The following is a 22,972-nucleotide window of genomic DNA, read 5'->3' on the forward strand; positions in this document are numbered from 1 at the left end:
ATGACCGTTTTCGAGACTTCGCTTGATGACACTTCGCCATCGGCGTCCGGGCACCGCTTCGATGCCGGGCGTCGCTGGGACGCCTTCCTGGACCTTGGCTTCGCACCCCGCGACGGGGTGACGCGGCTGGTCCGGGCGCGCCACCAGGGACCGCTGCGGGTCCAGCGGCCCTTTTACCCGGAAGGGCGCCAGGGGGCCTGTCACGTCTATCTGCTGCATCCACCCGGCGGCTTGGTCAGCGGCGATGCCCTGACCATCTCGGCGCGGGTCGAGACGGGGGCCCATGCGCTGATCACCACCCCCGCCGCCAACAAGCTATACCGCGCCGATAGCCAGGGCGTGGCCTGGTCCCAGCAGACCCACCTGGCGGTCGAGGCCGGCGGCGCCCTGGAGTGGCTGCCCCAGGAGACGATCGCCTTCGATGGCTCCCGGGGCGCGCAGCACACCACCATCGCGCTTTCCGGCGACGCCCGTAGTCTGGGCTGGGAGGTGCTGGCGCTGGGACGACCGGCCAGTCGCTTGCCCTATCTCACCGGGAGCATCGACCAGCGTTTCCGACTGTTTCGGGACGGCCGGCCCCTGTGGCTGGAGCGCCAGCCCCTGAATCCCCAGCATCCGCGCTTCACCGGTCGCTGGGGGCAGGGTAGAGCCAGCATCCAGGCCACCCTCTGGGCCGTGGGCCTGCCCGACGAGCGGGACGCGATCGAGGCGCTGCGCGAGGCCCTGCCGGCCTCGCCACGCTGGGCGGTGACGGTGCGCCACGGCGTGCTGCTGCTGCGCTACCTGGGCGATGAGCGTAACGAGGCCTGGGATCTCTGCCAGGGCGCGTGGGAGGTGCTCAGGCCGCGATTGCTCGGCCAGCCGGCACATACGCCGCGGATCTGGTTGACCTGACGAGGCTCCGCCTCGGCTGCGAGCGACGCGCTACGGGCATCGAGCACCATCCTGTCGAAGCCCGAAGCCCGAATTCCAACGCATGAAGAGGGAGCAACGCCCATGGAACTAACCCCCCGAGACAAGGACAAGCTGCTGCTGTTCACCGCGGCCCAACTCGCCGAGCGTCGCCGCGCACGCGGTCTCAAGCTCAACTATCCGGAAGCCGTGGCGCTGATCAGCTTCGAGATCCTGGAAGGGGCCCGCGACGGCAAGAGCGTCGCCGAACTGATGAGCCATGGTCGCGAGATCCTGACCCGCGACGACGTGATGGAGGGCGTGGCCGAGATGGTCGACGAGGTGCAGGTGGAGGCGACCTTTCCCGATGGGACCAAGCTGGTCACGGTTCATAATCCGATTGTGTGAGGTAGGTGAGGAGTGAGGTGTGACTCCTTGCCCCTTGCCCCTCACGCGACGAAGGAGCGATCACATGATTCCAGGTGAATATCAGCTGAAGGACGGCGAGATCGCGCTCTGCGAGGGACGTGAGCGCATCACCGTCGAGGTCGCCAATACCGGCGACCGTCCCGTCCAGGTGGGTTCTCACTACCACTTCGCCGAGGCCAACCCGGCGCTTCACTTCGACCGTGACCAGGCCCGCGGCCGCCGCCTGGACATCGCCGCCGGCACCGCCATCCGCTTCGAGCCCGGCCAGACCCGCGAGGTGACGCTGATTCCCTATGCCGGCGCGCGGCATATCTATGGCTTTCGCGGTGAGGTGATGGGCAAGCTGGATGGAGGCAAGTCATGACAACGAACAGGATCAGCCGCCAGGCCTATGCCGACATGTACGGTCCGACCACCGGCGACCGGGTGCGCCTCGGCGACACCGAGCTGTGGATCGAGGTCGAGCGCGATGCCACCCACTACGGCGACGAGGTCAAGTTCGGTGGCGGCAAGGTGATCCGCGACGGCATGGGCCAGAGTCAGCGCGCCGATGCGGCGGTGATGGACACCGTGATCACCAACGCCCTGATCCTCGACTGGTGGGGCATCGTCAAGGCCGACGTGGGCCTTCAGGCAGGGCGCGTCAAAGCCATCGGCAAGGCCGGCAATCCGGATACGCAACCAGGGGTCGAGATCGTCATTGGCCCAGGTACCGAGGTGATCGCCGGCGAGGGCAAGATCCTTACCGCCGGCGGCATCGATGCCCATATCCACTTCATCTGCCCGCAACTGGTGGAGGAGGCGCTGATGAGCGGCATCACCACCATGCTGGGCGGCGGCACCGGCCCGGCCACGGGATCGAATGCCACCACCTGCACACCCGGGGCCTGGCATATCGGCAAGATGCTCCAGGCGGTGGACGCGCTGCCCATGAACATCGGCCTGCTCGGTAAGGGCAACGCCAGCCTGCCCGAGGCTTTGGAGGCTCAGCTGGAAGCCGGCGCCATGGGCCTCAAGCTCCATGAGGACTGGGGCACCACGCCGGCCGCCATCGACAACTGCTTGAGTGTGGCCGACAGGTACGACGTTCAGGTGGCGATCCATACCGATACGCTCAACGAGTCAGGCTTCGTCGAGGACACCCTGGCCGCCTTCAAGGAGCGGGGGATCCACACCTACCACACCGAGGGGGCGGGAGGCGGTCATGCGCCGGACATCCTCACCGCCTGTGCCAAGCCCTACGTGCTGCCCTCGTCCACCAACCCTACGCGGCCCTACACGGTGAACACCATCGACGAGCATCTCGACATGCTGATGGTCTGCCACCACCTCGACCCCAACATCCCCGAGGACGTGGCCTTCGCCGACTCGCGTATCCGCCGCGAGACCATCGCCGCCGAGGATATCCTCCACGACCTGGGGGTGATCTCGATGATCGCCTCGGACTCCCAGGCCATGGGGCGGGTCGGTGAGGTGATCTGCCGGACCTGGCAGACCGCCCATAAGATGAAGGTACAGCGGGGCCTGCTGCCCGAGGACGAGGCGCGCGGGGCCGACAACTTCCGCGCCAAGCGCTATATCGCCAAGATCACCATCAATCCGGCCATCACCCATGGGCTCAGTCATGAGGTGGGCTCCGTCGAGGTGGGCAAACTGGCCGACCTGGTGCTCTGGGACCCGGCCTTCTTCGGCGCCAAGCCGGCGCTGATCCTCAAGGGCGGGATGATCGCCGCCGCGCCCATGGGCGATCCCAACGCCTCGATCCCCACACCCCAGCCGGTGCACTACCGGCCGATGTTCGGGGCCTTCGGCCGCGCGGCAAGTGCAACCCGTTTGACCTTCGTCAGCCAGGCGGCGCTCGACGCCGGGATCCGTGAGGAGCTGGGGCTGACCAGTCCATTGTCGGCGTGTCGCGACGTGCGTGGCGTACGCAAGGGTGATATGAAGCTCAACGATGCCTGTCCCGAGCTAAGCGTCGATCCGCAGACCTATGAGGTGCGCTGCGACGGCGAGCTGCTGACCTGCGAGCCAGCCACCGAGCTGCCGCTGGCACAGCGCTATCACTTATTCTGAGCGCCCAGCGCCCAGCGCCATGGCCCTAGACTCGGCCAGGAGGCTGAACAGAACGGAGTAGACAAAATGTTGAGATTGACCGAGCGCCTGGGACCCATTGCGGCGAGCCAGGCTACCGACAGCCTGATGCTGCCTTATGAACTGCGCATCCGAGGGCGGCTCAAGACAGTGAGCGATGCCGGACGCGAGCTCGGCCTGTTCCTGGATCGCGGACCGGTGCTGCGCGATGGTGAGGGGCTGCGCGCCGAAAACGGCGAGGTGGTGCGTATCCGCGCTGCCGACGAGCCGGTGATCACCGCACGGGTCTTGGCCGGTCTGCCGCTGGCCCGCCTGGCCTATCATTTGGGCAATCGCCATGTGCAGCTGGCACTGGGCGAGGATGAGAAGGGCGGCTTCGTGCGCTTCCCGCCGGACCATGTGCTGGAGACGCTGGCCGAGCGGCTCGGGGCGACCCTGGAGCGCTTTGATGCGCCCTTCGACCCGGAGCCGGGCGCCTACCAGCAGCCGGACGGCCATGAGCATGGCCATCATCACCACGATCATGCGCGTGTCCATGCGCACTGAGTCGTCGGGGGCCGGGCAGGGTGACGACTTGGCGCTGCTGGGCCTGCTGCAGCTGGTCAGCCCAGCGCTGCCAATTGGCGCCTTCGCCTTCTCCCAGGGGCTCGAGAGCGCCTTCGAGCTGGGCTGGGTCTCCGATGAGGCGAGCCTCGGCGCCTGGCTCGCCGGCGTGCTCGACGATGGCCTGACACGCTGTGAGCTGCCGGTGCTGGCGCGCCTGCACCGGGCCTGGGCCGAGGCGGACGGCGAGGCCATCGTCGAGTGGGATACCTGGCTCGCCGCCAACCGCGAGACGGCGGAGCTGGCTGCCGAGGACAGCCGGCTGGGGGCATCGCTGGCACGGCTGTTGGCGAGCCTGGCGCTGCTGCCGGATAGCCTGTCACGAGAGACGCCGGCACTGCCCGCAGGCGCGGGTTACGTGACGGTGTTTGCCTGGACAGCCCATGCCAGGGGCATAGCGGTGCGTCAGGCGCTGCTCGGTTTCGCCTGGTCCTGGCTGGAGAACCAGCTGGCCGTGGCCTGCAAGGCGTTGCCGCTAGGTCATACCGCCGCCCAGCGGCTGGTGGAGCGGTTGCGCCCGGCGTTGGTGGACGCCGTGGACCAGGCCCTGGCGCTGGAAGATGACGAACTGGGCCCGGCGCTGCCCGGGCTGGCCCTGGCCAGCGCCCTGCATGAGACCCAGTATTCGCGGTTGTTTAGAAGTTGAGAGACGAAAGAAGACGGAAGAGGGTATTCGTACTTCTTCAAGTCGCGAAGCGACGTCTTCACTCTTTCTTCTCATCATTTCCCGGACGTTGCATTCATGCAAGGAGAAATTCGATGACCCATTGCCTGCGTATTGGTGTCGGCGGCCCGGTGGGCTCCGGCAAGACCGCCCTGCTCAAGCAGCTGTGCCTGGCGCTGCGCGACCACTATGATATCGCCGTGGTCACCAACGACATCTATACCCGCGAGGACGCCGACTTCCTGCTCAAGCACGAGGCCCTGCCCGCGGGCCGTATCCTCGGGGTCGAGACCGGTGGCTGTCCGCATACGGCGATCCGCGAGGATGCCTCCATGAACCTGGCGGCCATCGATGAACTCCAGGCACGCCATCCCGGCCTCGAGCTGGTGCTGGTGGAGTCCGGTGGGGACAACCTCTCGGCCACCTTCAGCCCCGAACTCTCGGATCTGACCCTCTATGTGATCGACGTCTCCGCCGGGGATAAGATCCCGCGCAAGGGCGGGCCAGGTATCACCAAGTCGGATTTGCTGATCATCAACAAGATCGACATCGCCGAGCAGGTGCATGCCTCGCTCGAGGTGATGGAGCGCGACTCCCGCAAGATGCGCGGCGAGCGGCCGTTCGTCTTCACTAACCTCTACGATGGTGTGGGACTCGAGGAGGTCATCCGTTTCATCCTCGACCGGGGCATGCTGCCGGAGCGCCGGCCGCCGGAGCGCCGGCCGCCGGAGCGCCGGTCCGAGTCCGTCACCGTCTGAGCCATCCATCCTTCGCCTGACCAGGGAGAACGTCCCATGAACGCCCTACTTTCCTTCATTACTCATGCGGGTATCTCGGCAGCTACGCTGTTGCCATCCGGTATCATTCTGGCCCATTCCGGGCATGGTGCCCCAGAGATGCATGCCCATGCCGGTAGTCCGTCACTGATGGCGGTGCTGGCCGTCGTCACGCTGGGCATGGCCGCCCTGGTGCCGCTGGCGCGGCTCGTCCTACGGCGCCGTCGGCTTCGCCACCCGCGCTGAAGAACGGAGGCCGACGGTTGGGGACTCCATGGACGGAAGGGCCCCGGGAAAGAGGAGACGGCGCATGTGGCCATGGGGAGTGGCCGTCCTGCTGCTGGCCTGGGCGGCCATGGGCGCCTGGCAGCGTTGCAAGCCGTTGCCGGAGGGGGTCGGCCAGGCCTGGCCCGAGCGTCCGGCGGCACAGGTGCGCCTTCTGGTCGACGAGACCTGGTACGACGCCCAGGGGCAACAGCATCGACGCCAGGCCATCTTCGACGAGATGCTGACGATGATCGAGCAGGCGCGACGGCTGGTGGTGCTCGATGTCTTCCTGTTCAACGACTTTGCCGGGGCCACCGAAGGCAAGGAGTTCCGGCCCCTGTCCGGCGAGTTGGCCGAGGCCCTGATCGCGCAGCAAAGGCGCCATCCCACGCTTGAGGCGGTGGTGGTGACCGACCCCCTCAACACCTTCTACGGCAGTCTGGCACCGGAGCACTTTGCGCGACTGCGCGCAGCCGGCGTGCGGGTAGTGATCACCGATCTCAACCGGCTGCGGGCTTCCAACCCGCTCTGGTCGGGGCTCTGGCATCTCGGACCGCGCTGGCTCGGCAACCGCAGCGACGGCGGTTGGTTACCCAATGCCCTAGGGCCGGGACGGGTAACACTGCGCAGCTATCTCGCCCTGCTCAACTTCAATGCCAATCACCGCAAGACCCTGGTGGTGGATCACGGCGATGACTGGGCAGGGCTGGTCACTTCCGCCAATCCCCATGACGCCAGTAGCCTTCACGGCAACGTGGCGCTGCGTTTCGCCGGGCCAGCCGCCCGCGATCTGCTGGTCTCCGAGCGATGGGTGGCCGCCTGGGGCGGGGTGAAGTTGTCGGGGCCTTCCTCGCCCGAGGCTTCGCCTGTCGAGGGCGGAGGGCCGCGCCTGCAGCTGGTGACCGAGGGGGCCATCCGCGAGGCGCTGCTGGCCGCGATCGGGCGGGCCGGGCGCGGTGAGCGGTTAAATATCGCGGTGTTCTACCTGTCGCACCGGGGCCTGATCGAGGCCCTCGTCGCCGCCCGCCGGCGGGGCGTGAGGGTGCGCGTGCTGCTGGACCCGAACCAAGAGGCCTTTGGCCTCAAGAAGGGCGGTATTCCCAATCGGCCCGTGGCCGACGAACTGGTCGCGGCAGGCATCGAGGTGCGCTGGTGCCTGACGCGAGGCGAGCAGTGTCACGGCAAGCTGTTGCTTCGTCATCCCGTGGCTACTGACGGTGAGGCCGAGATGATCCTGGGCTCGGCGAACTTCACCCGACGCAACCTCGATAACCTGAACCTGGAGACCAGCGTGCGCCTGGTGGGGGCACCCGATACGCCGGTGATCATGGAGGCCATGGCCTTTTTCCGGCGCCGCTGGGATGCCACGCCGGCGTGTGCCTCCAGCGAGCCCTATGTGGCGGGGCACGCCGTGAGGGGCTGGCAGGTCCTGCGCTACCGAATCATGGAAGCCACCGGGCTCTCGACCTTCTGAGCAGGCCCAGATCAGTCGATCGTCACCACCTGGCGCCTCGGATCCTGGTACCAGGGCAGGCCGAGCCGGGCATTACGCTCGAGCTCGGCAATGACCTGGGCCCCGAGCAGGAGGATGACCGCCCCAATCTCCAGGCTCAGCAGCACCACAATCAGGGTGGCCAGCGAGCCATAGATGGCGTTCACGAACGACAGGTTGGCGAAATAGAAGACCAGCAGCAGACGCACGCCTTCCCACATCAGGGCGGCGACGAAACCGCCCACCACCGCCCGGCGCAGGGCGATCCGCACCACCGGCAGTACCTTGTAGATGGCACTGAACAGCAAAAAGACACCAGTGAAGCTGATCAGGTTAAGCATCGGCTCGGAGAGGCCGGCCAGCGGCAGTTCGGAGCCGAAGAGCGCCATCCAGACGGCATTCAGCGCACTGACCAGACTGACCAGCAGCGTCAGGGCCAGCAGGCCTGCGCCCAGCACCAGCATGAAGGCATAGGGCATCAGGACCGAGACCCAGATACTGCGTCCCTGATGGTTGTCCGGGGTATGGAAGATGATCGCCAGGGCATCCTCGAGCATACGGAAGGCGAACGAGCTGAATACCAGCAGCACCGGGATGCCCAGGATGCCGATGACGTCCCGGGAGTCCAGCAGCGAACGCACTGCCTCTAGCAGGATCTCGGCGTGGGCCGGGGCCAGGTGACGAACCTGAACGGAGAGCACGCCCAGCAGATGCTGTTCGTCGACGATCCGCGCCAGAAGGACCACCAGCAGCGCGAACAGCGGGACGATGGAGAGCAGTATATTGTAGCCGACGCCACCGGCCAGCAGCATGCCACGGTTGCGCAAGAAGGCGGTCAGCACGCGGCCCGTGAAGCCGAGAATTCGCGGCAACAGCGGGAAGAGGAGGCGTCGGATCGAGCTACGTGCCGTCATGTAAGGGCCCGCCCCAAGGAGGTTATGGCATCATACGCTGCCGCCGGCGACCCTCGTCAATCTTGCGGCGCCCCCCATTGCATGAGAAAGGAGAGCAGCATGACACCGGAATCTCGTCCCAACCCGGGGAAGCAGCGCGGACGCCTGGAGCGGCGTTTCGAGGCCTTCTTGTGGAATTCACGCCTGATGGTGCTGCTGGCGGTGGTGCCGGCCCTGCTGGGGGCCCTGGCGTTGTTCATCATCGCCACTATGGACATCCTGTCGGTGCTGGTCGACACCTGGCGCCATTACCTGAGCGGCGGGCCGGACATCCACAAGAGCGTGGTCACCGACATCATCGTGGCCATCGACATCTATCTGATTGCCCTGGTGCTGATGATCTTCGGGCTGGGAGTCTACAAGCTCTTCGTGTCGCGTATCGAGCCCGCCGAAAAGCGCGAACTCCATCATCCCTTCAATGTGCAGTCACTGGATCAGCTCAAGGACAAGATCGCCCGGGTGGTGATCCTGGCGGTGATCATCGAGTTCTTCCGCGCGGTGGTGGGGATCAGTTTTTCCTCTCCGCTGGATGCCATCTACCTGGCACTCTCGGTACTGGCACTGGCCTTGGCGTTGTACCTCATGGCGCTGGCCCATCGGGCCAGCGACGAGTGACTCCGAGACGGGCTCGTGACCAGGCACCGTGTAAAAAGTTCGGGACCAAGACGTGGAGTGAGCGTGACCCTTGCGAGTGGTGAGGGGCGGCATGGCGTGTATGCTGAGGAGGGTGGAGTACCCGTATGCCCCACCGGTGCCCTGCCGGTGGTCACAGCCAGTCAACAGAGGGAAGCGGTTCATGGCAGACACCTCGATGAAAGAGCTATTCAAGGACAATCGCGTCAAGGGCCTGGGGGCCGTGGCCGTGGTTGCCATCATCTGGGCGCTGGTCGCCCAGTCCAGTGTCAGCTCCAGCAATGAGGCACGCGAGTCGCTCCAGTCTCGCCTGGAGGCAGCACAGGCCGAGAGCCAGACGCTCACCGATCGCCTGGAGGCGGCACAAGCCGAGAACCAGACGCTCACCGATCGCCTGAACGAACTGGAGGAGACCCAGGCCGATGTCGCCTCGCTGGAGGCCCGGATCGAAGAGCTGAACCAGCAGCAGCAGGCCGCCGAGCGCCAGCTCGAGGAGACGTCGGCCGAGGTAGAGGCCGCGCAGGCTGCCCTGCAGGAGGCCCAGGCGTCGGCCGAAGCCCTGGATACCCAGATCGCTACCAAGCAGGATGAGCTGGAACAGGCCAACACTCGGCTGGCCAGCCTTCAGGAGGAGGCCGAATCGACGCAGGAGGCTCGGGAGGCTGCACAGGCCGAACTCGAGCAGGCCCAGGCGGCCCGCGATGAGGCCGTATCGGCCCGGGAGGAGGCCGATCAGGCTCGCCAGCAGGCCGAATCTGCGCGGGAAGAGGCACTGCAGGCCCGTGATGAGGCGATGGCGGAACTCGAGCAACTGCGTCAGGAGATCAGCGACGCCCAGCAGAACCTGTCCGATCTCGAAGCGCAGATCGCCGAGAGGACCGAGCAGCGCAATGCCCTGCAGCAGGAAATCTCGCAGTTGGAGGAGCGCAAGTCCGATGCCAGCCAGGCCTTGGAGGCGACTCGCCAGGAGCATGAGCAGGCCAAGGCCGACGTCGCCGAGGCCCGTAACGAGTTCGAGAACCTCAAGGTGGCCATCCAGGTGGGGCGTGAGGAAGTCGCCGACCTGGAAAGCCAGGTCGAGGAGCGTCAGGGGCAGCTGGATCGCCTGGAGTCCCAGCTCTCCAACTGGCGCAGTGAACTCGCGACCCTGGAGCAGCGCCTCGAGGACAGCGGCGCGAGCAGTGCAGGAACGAGCAGTGCCAGCGCCGCGGGTAGTGCGTCTGACACCGGCAGCGCCGATACCACTAGCAGCAGTTCGACCGATACCGGTGCGCAGAGCGGCAGCGGCGCCGAGAACGGCGGCAGCACCGCCAGCGAGAGTGGGGACGGCGATGCGGAGGCCCCGAACGGTGCCGGCGGTGAGGGTAGCGATGGCAGCGAGTCTGCCCCTCAGGACGCTGAGGCCACCCAGGGCGAGCCCATGACCGAGTGAGGGGGCACAACGTCAGGCAGTTGACAGGACGGCGGGCCCAGGCTCGCCGTCCTGCATTATGGTGTCCTGTGCCGGGATTGCCAGGCAGGGCAGGCACGCGCGTATACTGAGAGCCTGAGCGCGTGTTCAAGGCACCCCAACCGCAAGGAGTCAGTCGTGATCGAAGGGGTCAAGCATATCGTTGCCGTGGCATCCGGCAAGGGCGGGGTGGGCAAGTCCACCGTGACCGTCAACCTGGCGCTGGCCATGGCCGCCGAGGGGTATCGGGTCGGCATCCTGGACGCCGATATCCATGGACCCAGCCAGGCAAGGATGCTCGGGGTGGGGGAGGGTGTGCGTCCCCAGGCGGCCGGCGAGAACCGTTTCCGGCCTCTCGAGGCGCATGGTCTCCAGGCCATGTCGATGGCCTTCATGGTCGACATCCGCGAGCCCATGGTCTGGCGAGGTCCCATGGTGGCCGGTGCCTTCCAGCAACTGTTGACCCAGACCGCCTGGGACCATCTGGACTACCTGTTCATCGACATGCCGCCGGGGACCGGTGACATCCAGCTGACGCTGGCCCAGAAGGTACCGGTGGACGGCGCGGTGATCGTCACCACGCCCCAGGACATCGCCCTGCTGGACGCCCGTAAGGGCATCGAGATGTTCCGCAAGGTGAATGTGCCGGTGCTGGGCGTGGTGGAGAACATGAGCCTGCACGTGTGCTCCCACTGCGGTCACAGCGAACCGATCTTCGGTGAGGGCGGTGGCGAGCGGATCGCCGGCGAATACGAGACCCGCGTGCTGGGTCAGTTGCCGTTGACGCTCGCCATCCGCGAGCAGGCCGACGGTGGGCGCCCTACCGTGGTGGCCGAGCCGGACAGCGAGGTGACGGCGACTTTCCGCGCCATGGCGCGCCAGGTCGCCGAACAGATCCAGGGCCAGGCGCCTGGTGGGCCGGAGATCTCCTTCAGCGAGTGAGTCGGCGTATCGTGACGCTATTCCCCGGGGCCGCTATCATGTGGCCCCGCTTTCTTTCTGATCCCAACCCAGCAGGACGACCGAATGAGCATCAAATCCGACAAGTGGATCCGCCGCATGGCCGAGCAGGACGGCATGATCGAACCCTTCGAGGCCGACCAGGTGCGCTATGTGAACGATCGGCGGGTGATCTCCTACGGGACGTCCAGCTACGGCTATGACGTGCGCTGTGCCGACGACTTCAAGGTCTTCACCAACATCCACTCCGCGGTGGTGGACCCCAAGGCCTTCGACGAGAAGAGCTTTGTCGACATCAAGGGCGATGTTTGCGTCATCCCGCCCAACTCCTTCGCCCTGGCGCGAACCGTGGAGTACTTTCGGATTCCGCGTAGCGTACTGACCATCTGCCTGGGCAAGTCCACCTATGCTCGCTGCGGTATCATCGTCAATGTCACGCCGCTGGAACCGGAGTGGGAAGGGCACGTGACCTTGGAGTTTTCCAACACCACCAACCTGCCCGCTAAGATCTATGCCAACGAGGGCGTGGCCCAGATGCTGTTCTTGGAGTCCGACGAGGTCTGCGAGTCTTCCTACAAGGATCGCGGCGGCAAGTACATGGGGCAACGCGGGGTGACACTGCCCCGTACGTGACGGCTCACGGCCCGATGGGGCGAGGGGCATTTTTCTCTGACAGATGACCCGAGGTCTTCTAGGCTTGAAAATACCCCTGACAAGGCAGATGCCGTCGGGGAAGCTCTCTCCATGACCAGCTCCATGTCCAGGCCGCAGCCATGTTCCTGCCGATTCCCAGGCGAGACATCAGCTCCGTCGCCCGCGAGCGAGCCTACCGAACGCGTCTGTTCGTCCTGCTGCTGGTGCTGGCCCTGTGGCCCGGCCTGGCGGCTGCCTATTCGCAACTGATCGTCTTCGGCGATAGCCTCAGCGATTCGGGCCAGTTTCCCGATGTCGAGCGGATCGCGCTGGGCGAAATCGGCAGCCTGCGCTTCACCAACCGCCTGGGGCCGAGTTATCGGGCGCCCTCGCCCTATGGCCGGGTGAGCGCCCAGCGCCTGGCGGAGGCGCTCGGGCTGGCCCCGCTGCTGCCGTCGACTTCCCTCGTCCGTGAACAGACGGGTGCCCCCGACGGCACCAATTATGCGACGGGAGGCTATACGACCCCGCAGATACTGGCCTCGATCGCCCGCCCGGACGGTTCGGTGGTCGATACCGGCCTGGTCTCGCGCACCCGAGACGGTTATCTGGTCGAGCAGGGGACGGCCGATCCCGAGGCGCTGTACTACGTCAATGGCGGCGGCAATGACTTCTTCGATGGCCTGGTGACCGGGCCTGCCACGGCGGCCGCGAGCGCCGGGACCTTGGCCGATGGCGTCGACCGGCTGGTGGCGGCCGGGGCACGCACGCTCGTGGTCTGGAACCTGCCGGATGTGGGGGCGACGCCGGCCGGCCTGGCCAGCGGCCAGCGCGAGACCTTCTCGTCGCTGGTTCGGGTCTTCAACCAGACGCTGGGTGAGCGCCTGAGGCGTCATGACGGGCGGGTGGACATCATCCGCCTGAACGTGGGGGCGCTGTTCGAGGAGGTGGTCGCCGCACCGACGGACTTCGGGTTCGCCGGCGGGGTGGCGTTGACCGATGTCTGCTTCAGTTCCCCCGGTTGTGATGTCACGCCCTTCGGCCTGTCCTCGAGCACGCCCGACCCCGATCGGCTGCTGTTCAACGATGGCCTCCATCCGACGACGGCGGGGCAGCAGATCCTGGCCGACTACGCTCTGGCCCTGATTGAGGCGCCGCGCACCCTGGCGTTGGCCATCGAGCTGGCCGTGGGCGCCCTGAATGCCCAGCAACAGTCGATTACCTACCAGTTGCGTCCGGGCCTGCAGCACGACACGTGGCGCGTCTATGTCCAAGGGGACCATCATGACGGCCAGGCAGATGGCGATCGCGATGCGCGCCTTGGCGAGGCCACCCAGGGGAGTGTCGGTGTGGGCCTGGTGGTGCCGGTCGGACAGGGCTGGCTGGGCGCGGCGGTCACCGAGCAGCGCGCCGAACTGGACGCGCCGGGGGCGTTCGAGCTCGACGGTCAGGCCTACAGCCTGTTCGCTCGGCAGCAGTTCGGCCGTGTCGGGGTGCAGGCGATGGCCAGTCGGGGGGAGTTCGATCTCGATCTGCAACGGCGGATCGCCCTGGGGGTGGCGAGCAGGACACTCGATGGCACCACGGAAGGGGATGGCTGGGCGGCCGATCTGCGGCTCGATTATCGCCTGACGGCCAGCGAGTCGCCTTGGTACAACGCACCGTTCATCGGTTATCGGCATATCGAGGCCGATATCGAGGGTTACCGCGAGCAAGGGTCGGCAGCCAATGCCTTGAGGGTCGCCGATCAATCCGTGACCGATCGCCAGGCGGAAGTCGGCTTCCTGGTGGATCGTGCTCCGGCGGGGGGACTTGGTTTCTTTGCGGAACTGGCGGGAGGGCGCTATCTCGACAAGACCCGTGACGGCGCTGAGGTCAGGTTGGCCTCGCTGCCGACCAATCGTTGGTCAGGTGAGGGGCGTGAGCGTGAGGATGACAGCTACCTGCGCCTCGATGCGGGGCTGCGTGTGCAGCTAGGCGGTGTCACCGTTCAGGCAGGCGGCGGCGTGCAGGGCTGGAGCGAGACAGCCGCGCATGTGCAACTGAGTGCCGGCTTCACGTTCTGAGCGATGCCATCACCCTTCCCGAGGCTCAACTTGCCGAAGACCGGGTTAATAACTTCTTTCACAACCCATTGGACAGAGTGGGCTTTTCCGTCGGCAAGACTTTACGAGGGCGCTGTGAACCCCTCCCTGGGCGCTACCTTTGCCATCCATGGCAAAGGACCCTCGCTTCGTCTTGCCCCCGGCGCCCACCATTACTGGGGGTTTGGAAATGAGCTCTAATAATTGCGCATAAGTCTCAACCAGTGTCCGGCGATGATGAAGGCCGCTAGGTAGCACAGCACGCCGGCGGCCAGGGTCGTGCTCTGGCCGATGTGAACGGACACCAGCGGCGCTAGCACCGCACTCAGCACCGAGGCGAAGCCGTTGATGCCCCAGGCCCAGGGCACCCAGCGCGGCTGGTCGGCCAGCTGCCGCAGCGCCCAGGGGAAGGGCCGTCCCATGGCCCAGGCCAGCGGCAACAGCGCCGCTACCAGGACCAAGGCGCGCAGCGGGAAGGGCGGGGTGCTGAGCGACTCGACGGCCAGCCAGGTGAGTAGTGCCGGCACCAGTCCCAGGGCTAGGCCGGCGAAGACTCGCCGACGATTGGCCAGGTCGGCGGTTTCGGGGGCCATGGCGCTACCCACGCCGGAGCCGATCAGGAAGGTGGCGAAGACCAGCGCGGCGGCGAGCACCGGCTCTCCCAGGTAGAGGATCAGGCGCTGGAAGAGCGCCAGCTCGATGAGCAGGTAGCCCAGGCCGAGCGCGGTGAAGTAGCCGGCCACCGACAGCCGGCTGAAGGGTGGCCGCAGGGGCGGCAGCCGTCCCAGCGGCAGCAGAATCAAGGCGAAGGCCATCACGCTGACGATGACGGCGGTCAGCGCCGACAGCAGCAGCGTCCAGTCGAGATAGCTCCAGCCCCGGCCGCCCAGCTCGTGGACCAGCGCGGGCGCCTGGGCCCATACCAGCGAGCGCCACACATAGGGGCGATCGAGCGTCGCCGGCGCGGTGTGGAAGAGACGCGCCTCGACGGGCAGCGGGGCGTCGGCGAACCGCGCCCGGGCGATGTCGAAGAACAATGGCGTCGCCAGGCGGTGATAGCGATTGGCCTGCTCGCGGGCAAGTCCCGGCAACCAGACGAGGTCGAAGCGCCAGCGCTCGGCGAAGGCACGCAGCGCCGAGCGGTCGCCGGCCGTCAGGGGCTGCGGCGAGGCCAGGATCACCAGCGCCTGCAGGCCCCGCAGCACCGCCACCCGCTCGGCCGGCGGCGCCCCGCCGTGACGTTGCAGGGCCTGCGTCAGGGTGGCCAACACCCGCGGATAGTGGCGCGGCGGATAGTCGAGGCGCAGCGGGATGGCGAGCAGCCCCTCGGGAGTCAGGCGCGCCATCGCCCGCGCCAAGCCGGCCACGCTCAGCGCATAGTCCTCGGTGGCGGCGTCGCCGCCCTCCCAGGCCCGGTCGAAGGCGATGACCGCGTAACGGGCGTCTGCGGTGACCAGGTGCCGCCAGGCGCCGTCCTCGACGAGGCTCAGGCCGGCATCGCTTGCGCCCCGGTCTCGGGCGATGTCGAGCAGGCGGCCGTCGGCCTCGACCCAGGTGACGTCACGCCCGCCGGCGGCGAGCGGAGTCTGCCAGGCGCTGCTGCCCAGCACCAGCACGCGGCCCTCGGGCCGCAGCGCCAGCGGCAGGCCGTTCAAGGCGGCCTGCCAGTGCGCGTCATCGGCGGGCCAGCGTCGCGGCATCGGCACCAGCCGGTCGCTGCCCACCACCACCGCATCGCTGACCGGCACGCCCTGCATCCATTGCAGGCTCAGGCCCGGAGCGAAGCGCAGGCTGTCGGCACGGAACAGGGTCAGCCGGCCGGGCAGCCCCGGTGCCACCACCAAGGTCTCGCTGCCGGGCAGCTCGCGTAATCGCGACAGCGCCTTGAAGTCCGACACCGCCGGCGCTGGCGGCTGGACGATGACGACCAGGGTCAGTGCCAGGCCCGAGGCCAGTCCCGCCGCGCTAAGACCCCGGCCGCGGGCGGCGGCCAACACGCTGCCCAGTCCGAACAGCAACGCCGCCACCACGGCCAGGGCCGCCTCCACCGGCATTACCGTCAGCAGCGCCGCGGCCCCCAGGCTGCCCACCCCACTGCCCAGCAGGTTGGCGGCATACAGCGTCCGGGTGCGCTGCGGCCAGCGCAGAAAGACCTGGCCGATGGCCAGCCCGGCGCCATAGAAGGGCACGAAGGCGACCAGGTCCACCAGCAGCAGGCGGGCGAGCTCAGCAGGCTGCCAGCCGGCGAACAGCGGCCGCAGTGCGAGGCGCGACTGCAGCGCCAGCAGCACCAAAAAGCCCGCTGCGGTGATGCCCAACCCCATCAGGAACCAGCCGTCGCCGCGGCTGAAGCGCCAGCGTCCGGCCAGCGTCAGGGTAGTGCCCGCCGCCCCTAGGCCAAGCAGCGCCAGGGACACCGACAGTCCGGCGAAGTGATACCAGTGGCTGAACGCGAACAGCCGCAGCAACAAGACCTCCAGCGCCAGCAGGGCGGCGGAGACCCCGCCCAGGGCGGTGAGGTCGAGCCAGTCCGGCGCGCCCTTCATCCCCGCTCAATGCCCCCTGGTGAGGGGGACGAAGCGCACCGTCGCTAGGTTGCGCGAGCTGACTTCCCCCTCGGGATTTTTCTCGAGCAGCAGCAGATTCTGGATCCAGCCCATCTGCCCCACCGGGATCACCATACGCCCGTCGGGGCGCAGCTGCTCGAGCAGCGGCGGCGGCACATGGCTGGCGGCGGCGGTGACGATGATGGCGTCGTAGGGGGCGCGGGGTGGGTAGCCGTAGTAGCCGTCGCCGTGCAGCACAGTGACGTTGGTATAGCCCAGCGTCGCCAAGCGCTCGGCGGCGCGCTCGGCCAGCGGCGCGATGATCTCCAGGGTGACCACGTCCTCGACGATCTCGGCGAGGATCGCCGCCTGGTAGGCAGAGCCCGTACCCACCTCCAGCACCCGGTCGTCGGGGTCGAGTCCCAGGCGCTCGGTCATGAAGCCGACGATATAGGGCTGGGAGATGGTCTGGCCGTGGCCGATGGGTTGCGGAGCGTCGCGATAGGCACGCAGTGGATCGAGGTGCGGCACGAAGCGGTGGCGTGGCACCCGGCGCATGGCATCCAGCACCGCCGCGTCGGTGACGCCCTCGCCGGCCACCTGGTCGCGGACCATGCGTTCGCGCCGCTCAGCATAGGCACCGTCGCCGAAGGCCGGTCGGCTTGGCGCCGCGGCGTCCCGCTCGGCCTGCAGCAACACCCGGGGTGTTTGGGCGGTGGCCGCGGATGCCGCCAGGCACGCCCAGCACAGGCTCAGTCCGAGTACGGCCCCCTGCCGCACGATCATGGCACGCTGGCGCGTCATTGCCACCCTCTTGCGCTCGCCTCCGAATTCAAAGGATAGGTCAGGGACGAAGCACCTTGCGACCTTCTCGGCGAGGTCGCCGGTGAGGGCGATCATGCGCACGGTCCTGGCGCATGCTACGGCTGGATCACCATGGCCCCACGGCGTGGGGCCATGGTGATCGATACACGTCAGTCGTCGATCTCTTCATCCAGTTCTTCGGCGGCATCGGCGTGGGAGAGGCGCATGCCGGTGGGGGGCAGGGGGGTGCCATCCATGGTGGCGGCGTCGCCCTCGAGCCTCAGGCGTCCCTCCAGGTACCAACACACCGCGATCGGGAAAATCAAGTGCTCGCGGGCCTGCACCTTGGCCTTGAGGCTTTCCTCGGTGTCCTCCGGGGTGATCGCCACCTCGGCCTGAAGGGCCACCGGGCCGCCATCGAGCTCCTCGGTGACGAAGTGCACGCTGCAGCCATGCTCGGCCACGCCGTCGGACAGGGCCCGGGCATGGGTGTGCAGGCCCTGGTAGGCGGGCAGCAACGAGGGATGGATATTGAGCATCCGCCCCAGGAAGCGGTTGACGAAACGCGGTGTCAGAATACGCATGAAACCCGCCAGCACGATCAGGTCGGGCTCGTGGCGCTCGATCACCTTGATCAGGGCGCCATCGTAGGCCTCACGGCTGTCATACTCGCGATGCGGCAGGACTACGGCATCGATGCCGGCATCACGGGCGCGCTTGAGGCCATAGGCATCGGCCTGGTTGGAGATCACCGCGACGATCTCGCCACCCAGTTCGTCATGGGCCTGGGCATCGATCAGGGCCTGCAGGTTGCTGCCGCTGCCGGAGATCAGTACCACCACTCGCCGGGCCTCGGCGGGCTCGGGGGTGAAGTCCTTGAGGGTGTCGCTCGGATAGCCGGGCTCGCTCATACTTCGAGGTTCTCCAGCTGGACCGGTTCCTCGTCCTCGCCGCGGGCGACGATCTCGCCGATACGATGCACCGTCTCACCCTGGGCCTGCAGGTGGGCGCGGGCCTGGTCGGCCTGATCGGCCGGGACCACCAGCACCATGCCGATCCCGCAATTGAGCACCCGATGCATCTCGTGCTCTTCGACGTTACCCTGCTGCTGGAGCCAGTTGAACACCGCCGGGCGGGTCCAACTGGTCACATCGATGCGCGCCCCCAAGCCGTCGGGCAGCACCCGAGGCAGGTTCTCCAGAAGTCCCCCGCCGGTGATATGGGACAGCGCATGCACCGAAATGTCGGTTTCCTTGAGCAGCGAGAGCAGCGGTTTGACGTAGATGCGGGTCGGCGCGAGCAGCGCCTCACCCAAGGACCGCCCATCCAGGGCGGTCTCCAGGGCCGCACCGCTGACCTCGAGGATCTTGCGGATCAACGAGTAGCCATTGGAGTGAGGACCGGACGACGCCATGCCCAGCAAAACATCGCCCTCGGCCACCTGCTTGCCGTCGAGGATCTCGGATTTCTCCACGATGCCGACGCAGAAGCCGGCCAGGTCGTAGTCGCTGCCCTCGTACATGCCGGGCATCTCGGCGGTCTCGCCGCCGACCAGGGCGCAGCCGGCCTGCTCGCAGCCCTCGCCGATGCCACCCACCACGTCCGCGGCGATGTCCACGTCCAGCTTGCCCGTGGCATAGTAGTCGAGGAATAGCAGGGGCTCGGCGCCGGCGACGATCAGGTCGTTGACGCACATGGCCACCAGGTCGATGCCGATGGTGTCATGCCGGCCCAGGTCCATGGCCAGGCGCAGCTTGGTGCCGACCCCGTCGGTGCCGGTCACCAGTACCGGCTCCTGGTAGCCTTCCGGGAGCTGGCAGAGGGCGCCGAACCCGCCCAGCCCCCCCATCACCTCGGGACGACTGGTGCGACGGGCGACGTCCTTGATGCGATCGACCAGGGCATTGCCGGCATCGATATCGACGCCGGCGTCCTTGTAGCTGAGGGAGGCCCCGCTCGGGCGATGGGGGGAATCGGTCATGACCTGTCCTTCGTGAAGAGTGGCTGTCGATGATCTGCTGGTTCGGGTTGTCGATGCGGCGCTCGGCAAGCGTCATGCAGTAGGCAAACAGGGGCTTAAATTGTAGCATCACGCCGCGCGGCTCGCATCGCCGTGGCGGGGCTTCACACGGGGAGGAGGGGATGCGCAGACAATGGTGGATCGTCGCCGCCGTGGCGGCGGTGGGGTTATGGTTCTTCATCAGCATCGAACCGGTGCTGATGCCCTTCTTCGTGAGCATGATCCTCGCCTACTTGGGCGACCCCCTGGCCGATCGCCTGGAGGCCATGGGCCTTTCCCGTCGTCTGTCCGTGTCGCTGGTGTTTTTGCTGCTGACGCTGATCATCGTGCTGACCCTGGTGGTGGTGGTGCCGATCCTCGGGCGCCAGCTCGGCCAGCTGGTCGAATCGCTGCCGGCGGTGCTCAACTGGATGCAGGTCACGGTGGTCCCGCACATCCGCTCACTGACCGGCATGGACCTCTCTACCGACTTCGACCAGATGCGCCAGGCCCTGGTCGATAACTGGCGCCAGACCGGTACCCTGGCCGCGACCCTGCTGACCCAGGTCTCGAAGTCCGGGCTGGCACTGATCGCCCTGGTGGGCAACCTGGCACTGATTCCGGTGGTCACCTTCTACCTGCTGCTGGACTGGGACATCCTCGTGGCCAAGGTGCGCGGCTCGTTGCCACGCAGCTGGGAGCCGGCGGCGGTGAAGCTGGCCAGCGAGTGCGACGAGGTGTTGTCGTCCTTCTTGCGTGGGCAGCTGATCGTGATGCTCTGCCTAGGCGTGATCTATGCCGTCGGCCTGTCGTTGCTCGGGGTGCGTTTCGGCCTGCTGATCGGCCTGCTGGCGGGACTGGCCAGTATCGTGCCCTACCTCGGGGTCATCGTCGGCATCGGCGTGGCCGAGGTGGTGGCCTTCTTCCAGTTCGACGACTGGCTGATCCTGCTCGCCGTGGCCGGGGTCTTCGGGTTCGGCCAACTAGTGGAGAGCACGGTGCTCCAGCCCAAGCTGCTGGGTGACAAGATCGGCCTGCACCCGGTCGCGGTGATCTTTGCGGTGCTCGCCGGCGGCCAGCTGTTCGGCTTTACCGGCGTCCTGCTGGCGCTGCCGGTGGCGGCCATGGTCATGGTGGTGTTGCGTTATCTCCATGAGCGGTATAAAAACAGCAGCCTCTACGACGCCGGCCGCCACCGCATCCACGACGAGGAGTCGCCATGAGTCGAGCACCCGCGCAGTTGCCACTGGGCGTGGGGCTGCGCGACGACGCCACCTTCGCCAACTTCCATCCCGGGCCCAACGCCCCTCTGGTCGACCGGCTGGTCCACCAGCTCGACGACGCGGGGGAGCCCTTCCTCTATCTCTGGGGCGCCCCCGGCGTGGGGCGCAGTCATTTGTTGCAGGCGGCCTGCCATGCCGCGTCCGATCGCGATGGTCGGGCGCTCTACCTGCCGCTCGATGAACTGGGCCACTTTCCGCCCCTGATGCTCGAAGACATCGAGCGTCTCGATCTGGTAGCCATCGACGACCTGGAGCGGGTGTTGGGACGCAAGCGCTGGGAGGAGGCCTTGTTCCATGCCTTCAATCGACTGCGCGATGCGGGGCGACGGCTGGTGATTGCCGCCTCGTCGCCACCCCGCCAGCTGGCGGTGCAACTGCCGGACCTGGCCTCACGCCTGACCTGGGGCATGACCTTCCATGTGCAGGGGCTCGATGACGCGGGCCGCCTGGCGGCCCTGCAGCTGCGCGCCCGGGTGCGTGGCATGCACCTGCCTGACGAGGTGGCCCGCTATATCCTGCACCGGGGGCCGCGGCGGCTGGATGAACTCTTCGGTGCCCTCGAGACCCTGGATCACGCCTCGCTGTCGGCCCAGCGCAAGCTCACCATTCCCTTCGTCAAACAGGCGCTGGGTTGGTAGGCGCTCACTCCTGGTCGCCGCAGAGCCGCCGGGTATCGAAGCGGAAGGAGTAGAGGATATCCTTCTTGAGAAAGCCGTAGCGGGTGAGGGTCTGCTCCCAGTCATCGGTCCTCTTGTAGTCCTTCAGGGCGTCATTCACCGCCGCTCGCAGGTCGTCGGCGTCGAGGGGGAAGGTGAAGCCCCCCCAGTAGCGCACCTCACGACCATCGACGATCGGGTCCTTGAAGTTGAACTCCGCTTGGACCTCGGGGCTCATCTCCTCCAGAGAGGAGACAGTCAGGCCGGTGGCGGCGAAGGCATCCGCTTGTCCACGGACGAGGGCGTCGATGGCTTCCTGGGGGCCTTCCAATGTCAGGATGCGCGAGGGATCGACGCCCAGCCGATCGAAGATCTCCTCCTGGACGGTGCCTGCCTGGACGGCGACCTTGAGGCTGTCGGTGCGCTCGGCGAAATCCTCATAGGCGTCGAGCTGATGGGGGTTGGAGGCCAGTACCAGCAGGCCCTCGCCATAGGAGGTGTTGGGCTCCGAGAAGAGCACCCGCTCACAGCGCCCGGGGCGAATGGCCATCTCCGCCGCCGCCATGTCGAAGCGTCCCTCCTCGAGCCCGGGGATCAGGTCGTCGAAGTCGGTAGCGAGCCATTCGATCCGTTCGATGCCGAGCTCGTCGATAAGGTGGTGGGCGACCTCCGGGCCGACTCCCAGTGCCTTTCCCTCGGCGTTGAGGTAGCCGTAGGGGCGTTCGTTGGCCACGGCGATACGGATGACGCCACGCTCCTGTATCTCCTCGAGGGGGGCGGCGTGCAGTGGCGTCGTCAGGGTAGCCAAGCCCAGCAGCAGGCCCGCAAGGGCGAGCCGGCCGGTCGGGTAGGGGATCGAGCGTGCCATGTTCATTCTCCCCGCGTGCCATCGCGTTACCGCCACGGGCGTCATCATGGCACGGGGGGAGGTGTCAGGTCGCGGGTGACGATTAGGGCGATGCAGTGCATGTCATGTTGTGTGTGTCATCCAGCAGCGTCCCTGTCTCGCCAACGCTTGATCGTCAACTGTCCTTTGATGGCGACTATTAGCGTAGGCCATCCGTGGCCTGTATGCAGAGAAGACGTATTGCCCCGAGGAGACCACAGTACGCGCTATTGGCTCAGGTCGACCTCGCGATGCTGACCATTACCCAGACTGATCTGGTGGATCACCACCTGGACCTTGCCGGTAACCGGGTCGCGCCCGCTGGCCGAGACATAGAAGTCGCCGTCGGGTAGCCCAGTCACGCGAAAGGCGCCGTTGCCATCGGTTCGGGTGGTATGGGTATAGTCGCGTGCCCGCGGGTCGGCCGGTTCCACGGCGCGGCCGGCCAGGGCATGTTCCGCGGCCTCGGCGGAGTAGGTGGTCACCGGCGCCACGGCCACCGGACGGCGGGTCACCGGGCGACCGCTCAGGGTGAAGCGTCCACTGACGACGGCCGTGCCGCGCTTGTCGAGGCGGGCATACTCCTCGGCGGGGAACGCCACCTCGCGGGGCACACGGCCGGTCCTCTCTTGCGGCTTCTCGCGGTCAGGGCGGGGTGAGGGTGTGGTCGGGGCCGCCTCCGTGCTTCGGTCGATCACCTCGATGCGCTCGGTCCCGCGGTCAGGGGCGTGGGGCTCGAAGGTCTGGCAGCCGGTGAGCATAAGGCCCAGCAGGGCGATCGCGATCCAGCGTGTCATGAAGGTCTCTCCCTTTATCGAGAACATGTTCGGGGTGGCCATGGCTCCGTGCCGGGAGAGCATAACGCAAAAGGG

The 22,972-nt window shown here is 67.0% G+C and carries 23 protein-coding genes; 16 read left to right on the plus strand and 7 right to left on the minus strand.

Features of this window, described 5'->3' with window-relative positions:
• From FHR94_RS00475 to FHR94_RS00515, 9 genes are all read left to right on the plus strand, one after another.
• Positions 1–894, plus strand: coding sequence for an urease accessory protein UreD (locus FHR94_RS00475; RefSeq protein WP_183323425.1), 894 nt, complete (start codon positions 1–3; stop codon positions 892–894).
• A gap of 102 nt (positions 895–996) precedes the next feature.
• Entirely contained in the window at positions 997–1,299 is a 303-nt protein-coding gene (locus FHR94_RS00480) for an urease subunit gamma (RefSeq protein WP_183323427.1), read from the plus strand.
• 64 nt (positions 1,300–1,363) lie between these two features.
• Positions 1,364–1,684, plus strand: coding sequence for an urease subunit beta (locus FHR94_RS00485; RefSeq protein ID WP_183323429.1), 321 nt, complete (start codon positions 1,364–1,366; stop codon positions 1,682–1,684).
• The gene (gene ureC, locus FHR94_RS00490; protein WP_183323431.1) at positions 1,681–3,393 is read left to right on the plus strand and encodes an urease subunit alpha; all 1,713 of its coding nucleotides are present in this window, start codon (positions 1,681–1,683) and stop codon (positions 3,391–3,393) included. Before FHR94_RS00485 ends, ureC begins: the two co-directional genes overlap by 4 nt.
• A 66-nt stretch (positions 3,394–3,459) precedes the next feature.
• Entirely contained in the window at positions 3,460–3,957 is a 498-nt protein-coding gene (gene ureE, locus FHR94_RS00495; RefSeq protein WP_183323433.1) for an urease accessory protein UreE, read from the plus strand.
• Positions 3,947–4,660 carry an urease accessory protein UreF gene (locus FHR94_RS00500; RefSeq protein WP_183323952.1) on the plus strand — a complete coding sequence of 238 codons (714 nt, stop codon included), beginning with the start codon at positions 3,947–3,949 and terminating at the stop codon, positions 4,658–4,660. The genes ureE and FHR94_RS00500 overlap by 11 nt, the downstream gene beginning before the upstream one ends.
• 113 nt (positions 4,661–4,773) lie before the next feature.
• Complete coding sequence (gene ureG / locus FHR94_RS00505; RefSeq protein WP_183323435.1) at positions 4,774–5,436, plus strand: urease accessory protein UreG; 663 nt, start codon at positions 4,774–4,776, stop codon at positions 5,434–5,436.
• A 36-nt stretch (positions 5,437–5,472) separates the two neighbouring features.
• Positions 5,473–5,700 (plus strand): hypothetical protein, encoded by a 228-nt coding sequence (locus FHR94_RS00510; RefSeq protein WP_183323437.1) that lies wholly within the window; start codon positions 5,473–5,475, stop codon positions 5,698–5,700.
• Positions 5,701–5,764: 64 nt separating this feature from the next.
• A complete protein-coding gene (locus tag FHR94_RS00515; RefSeq protein ID WP_183323439.1) occupies positions 5,765–7,195 on the plus strand; it encodes a phospholipase D-like domain-containing protein in 1,431 nt (476 codons plus the stop codon).
• Between the two features lie 11 nt (positions 7,196–7,206).
• Here FHR94_RS00515 and FHR94_RS00520 read toward each other — a convergent pair whose 3' ends face one another.
• A complete protein-coding gene (locus tag FHR94_RS00520) occupies positions 7,207–8,127 on the minus strand; it encodes a YihY/virulence factor BrkB family protein (RefSeq protein ID WP_183323441.1) in 921 nt (306 codons plus the stop codon).
• Between the two features lie 99 nt (positions 8,128–8,226).
• On the opposite strand from FHR94_RS00520, the gene FHR94_RS00525 reads away from it, so the two are divergent.
• The 5 genes from FHR94_RS00525 (at position 8,227) to FHR94_RS00545 (ending at position 13,908) form a co-directional block, all read left to right on the plus strand.
• Entirely contained in the window at positions 8,227–8,781 is a 555-nt protein-coding gene (locus tag FHR94_RS00525) for a YqhA family protein (protein WP_183323443.1), read from the plus strand.
• A gap of 181 nt (positions 8,782–8,962) precedes the next feature.
• The gene (locus FHR94_RS00530; RefSeq protein ID WP_183323445.1) at positions 8,963–10,231 is read left to right on the plus strand and encodes a coiled-coil domain-containing protein; all 1,269 of its coding nucleotides are present in this window, start codon (positions 8,963–8,965) and stop codon (positions 10,229–10,231) included.
• A 159-nt stretch (positions 10,232–10,390) separates the two neighbouring features.
• The gene (gene apbC, locus FHR94_RS00535; protein ID WP_183323953.1) at positions 10,391–11,191 is read left to right on the plus strand and encodes an iron-sulfur cluster carrier protein ApbC; all 801 of its coding nucleotides are present in this window, start codon (positions 10,391–10,393) and stop codon (positions 11,189–11,191) included.
• An 84-nt stretch (positions 11,192–11,275) separates the two neighbouring features.
• Positions 11,276–11,842 (plus strand): dCTP deaminase, encoded by a 567-nt coding sequence (gene dcd, locus FHR94_RS00540; RefSeq protein ID WP_183323446.1) that lies wholly within the window; start codon positions 11,276–11,278, stop codon positions 11,840–11,842.
• A 140-nt stretch (positions 11,843–11,982) separates the two neighbouring features.
• A complete protein-coding gene (locus FHR94_RS00545) occupies positions 11,983–13,908 on the plus strand; it encodes an autotransporter domain-containing protein (protein WP_183323448.1) in 1,926 nt (641 codons plus the stop codon).
• A 215-nt stretch (positions 13,909–14,123) separates the two neighbouring features.
• Here FHR94_RS00545 and FHR94_RS00550 read toward each other — a convergent pair whose 3' ends face one another.
• The 4 genes from FHR94_RS00550 to purM form a co-directional block, all read right to left on the minus strand.
• Complete coding sequence (locus FHR94_RS00550; protein ID WP_183323452.1) at positions 14,124–16,472, minus strand: thioesterase domain-containing protein; 2,349 nt, start codon at positions 16,470–16,472, stop codon at positions 14,124–14,126.
• Positions 16,473–16,478: 6 nt separating this feature from the next.
• A complete protein-coding gene (locus FHR94_RS00555; protein WP_246389769.1) occupies positions 16,479–17,276 on the minus strand; it encodes a protein-L-isoaspartate(D-aspartate) O-methyltransferase in 798 nt (265 codons plus the stop codon).
• 170 nt (positions 17,277–17,446) lie between these two features.
• Positions 17,447–18,187 carry a phosphoribosylglycinamide formyltransferase gene (gene purN, locus FHR94_RS00560; protein WP_183323454.1) on the minus strand — a complete coding sequence of 247 codons (741 nt, stop codon included), beginning with the start codon at positions 18,185–18,187 and terminating at the stop codon, positions 17,447–17,449.
• On the minus strand, positions 18,184–19,257 hold the full coding sequence (purM, locus tag FHR94_RS00565) for a phosphoribosylformylglycinamidine cyclo-ligase (protein WP_183323456.1): 1,074 nt from the start codon (positions 19,255–19,257) through the stop codon (positions 18,184–18,186). Before purM ends, purN begins: the two co-directional genes overlap by 4 nt.
• Positions 19,258–19,418: 161 nt before the next feature.
• Between purM and FHR94_RS00570 the strand changes: the two genes are divergently transcribed.
• Both FHR94_RS00570 and hda read left to right on the plus strand, forming a co-directional pair.
• Positions 19,419–20,498, plus strand: a complete 1,080-nt coding sequence (locus FHR94_RS00570) for an AI-2E family transporter (RefSeq protein ID WP_183323458.1) — start codon at positions 19,419–19,421, stop codon at positions 20,496–20,498.
• Positions 20,495–21,196: a DnaA regulatory inactivator Hda gene (hda, locus tag FHR94_RS00575; protein WP_183323460.1), complete on the plus strand. Its 702-nt coding sequence runs from the start codon at positions 20,495–20,497 to the stop codon at positions 21,194–21,196. Before FHR94_RS00570 ends, hda begins: the two co-directional genes overlap by 4 nt.
• A gap of 4 nt (positions 21,197–21,200) precedes the next feature.
• Here hda and ehuB read toward each other — a convergent pair whose 3' ends face one another.
• Complete coding sequence (gene ehuB / locus FHR94_RS00580; RefSeq protein ID WP_246389770.1) at positions 21,201–22,082, minus strand: ectoine/hydroxyectoine ABC transporter substrate-binding protein EhuB; 882 nt, start codon at positions 22,080–22,082, stop codon at positions 21,201–21,203.
• A 245-nt stretch (positions 22,083–22,327) separates the two neighbouring features.
• Complete coding sequence (locus FHR94_RS00585) at positions 22,328–22,897, minus strand: carboxypeptidase-like regulatory domain-containing protein (RefSeq protein WP_183323465.1); 570 nt, start codon at positions 22,895–22,897, stop codon at positions 22,328–22,330.
• Positions 22,898–22,972: the final 75 nt, after the last annotated feature.

Source organism: Halomonas cerina, assembly GCF_014192215.1.
GTDB classification, from domain to species: domain Bacteria; phylum Pseudomonadota; class Gammaproteobacteria; order Pseudomonadales; family Halomonadaceae; genus Halomonas; species Halomonas cerina.